Raw genomic sequence first — 1,893 nt, 5'->3', positions numbered from 1 at the left:
GTGTGCGCCCGGCATGCGTATGAACTATAGGGTGCAAGTCCCGAACCCCGAAGACAGAAGTAGAGGTTAGCCAAGAGCAAGGGTGTCCGTGGCGACGCGGAATCTGAAGGAAACTGGAGGCAAAACACCGGTCCGAGGAACACGAATCTCATAGAAGGCTAGGTATGATTGGATGAGTTTGCACTACAAAACAAAGTCCTTTCTGTCGAAGGTCATATCGAGTAAATGAGGCGGATAGATGGTGTGAAAGTGCATACGCTTACCCGGGGAGGTCTGATGGAAACGTGAAGTACCCTTCATAACCTACTTGGTGACAAGTAGCTGAACCATCAGAAGTCAGCAGAGGTCATAGTACGATGGGGTCTAGAACTAATCGGAAGGGCTGAACAACTAAGAGAGAATAGCCCTTGGCATTCCACCTTGAATGAATAAACACAGAAAACAGGGAAACCTCACGCTTAAAAAGTAATGGTGAAGTCCATGAGGGTATTTGCGGAGGGTGTAGTTCAGGTGGGCATAAGAAGACAAGCTATTCACGGAAAGGAACGAAATGGTGATGTTGAATCAAATTCTAGCACGTCCGAATATGATACAAGCATTAAAGCGAGTGGAAGCGAATAAAGGAAGCCAGGGAGTAGACATGATGCCCGTACAAACCTTACGTCAGCACATCCTCGAAAACTGGGAATCCATTAAAGCACAAATTCTAGCGGGAACCTATGAACCGCAACCAGTACTTCGTGTCGAAATCCCGAAACCAGACGGCGGTGTGCGTCTATTAGGAATCCCAACCGTGACAGATCGTTTGATTCAACAAGCTATATCGCAGATATTATCAAAGGAATATGACCAAACTTTCTCGGACAACAGTTATGGATTCCGTCCAAATCGGAGTGCTCATGACGCAGTCCGAAAAGCGAAGGGCTATATGAAGGAAGGATATCGTTGGGTTGTAGATATGGATTTAGAGAAATTCTTTGATAAGGTCAACCACGACCGATTAATGGCAACATTAGCGAAAAGAATTCATGATAAATCATTATTAAAACTTATCCGTAAATATCTCCAAGCTGGTGTCATGATAAATGGAGTTGTTTCGAGTACAGACGAAGGAACACCGCAAGGTGGACCATTAAGTCCACTCCTTTCGAATATCGTTTTAGATGAACTTGATAAAGAATTAGAGAAGCGTGGACACAAATTCGTTCGATACGCAGACGACTGCAATATTTATGTGAAAAGTAAACGTGCAGGGAAGCGTACAATGGCAAGTGTACAGCGATTTATTGAAAGGAAACTTCGGTTAAAAGTAAATGAAATGAAGTCAGCAGTTGACCGCCCATGGAACAGAAAGTTCCTGGGTTTTAGCTTCACGAAGAATAAAGAGCCAAAAGTTCGAATCGCGAAAACAAGCCTTGAACGAATGAAGAAGAAAATACGTGAAATTACCTCTAGAAAGAAGCCATTTTCAATGGAATACCGCATCGAGAAATTAAACCAATACCTAATTGGATGGTGCGGATATTTTGCGCTCGCAGACACACCTTCAATATTCAACAGATTAGACAGTTGGATTAAAAGGCGGTTGCGAATGTGTCTTTGGAAGAATTGGAAGAAACCCCGAATCAGAGTCAGAAATCTCATTCGTTTAAAAGTTCCATACGCAAAAGCGTACGAATGGGGTAATACCCGAAAAGGATACTGGCGCATCTCAAAAAGCCCCATATTACACAGAACCCTCGGCAATTCCTATTGGAATGGCCAAGGGCTGAAAAGTCTGCAAGTTCGTTACGAAACTTTGCGTTATTCATCTTAATTGAACCGCCGTATACGGAACCGTATGTACGGTGGTGTGAGAGGTCGGGAGTTAATCACTCCCTCCTACTCGATTAT

Annotated in this window: 1 protein-coding gene; it reads left to right on the top strand. The window is 43.7% G+C overall.

The annotated features are described in order from the left end of the window. Window positions 1-553: 553 nt before the first annotated feature. Window positions 554-1,816, top strand: coding sequence for a group II intron reverse transcriptase/maturase (ltrA, locus tag C9J35_RS22900; RefSeq protein ID WP_107927136.1), 1,263 nt, complete (start codon window positions 554-556; stop codon window positions 1,814-1,816). Window positions 1,817-1,893 lie beyond the last annotated feature (77 nt).

The organism is Lysinibacillus parviboronicapiens (assembly GCF_003049575.1).
In the GTDB taxonomy this organism is placed as follows: domain Bacteria; phylum Bacillota; class Bacilli; order Bacillales_A; family Planococcaceae; genus Lysinibacillus; species Lysinibacillus parviboronicapiens.
The sequence above is the reverse complement of the archived record's forward strand: the minus strand, read 5'-3'. Positions and strand labels throughout refer to the sequence as shown.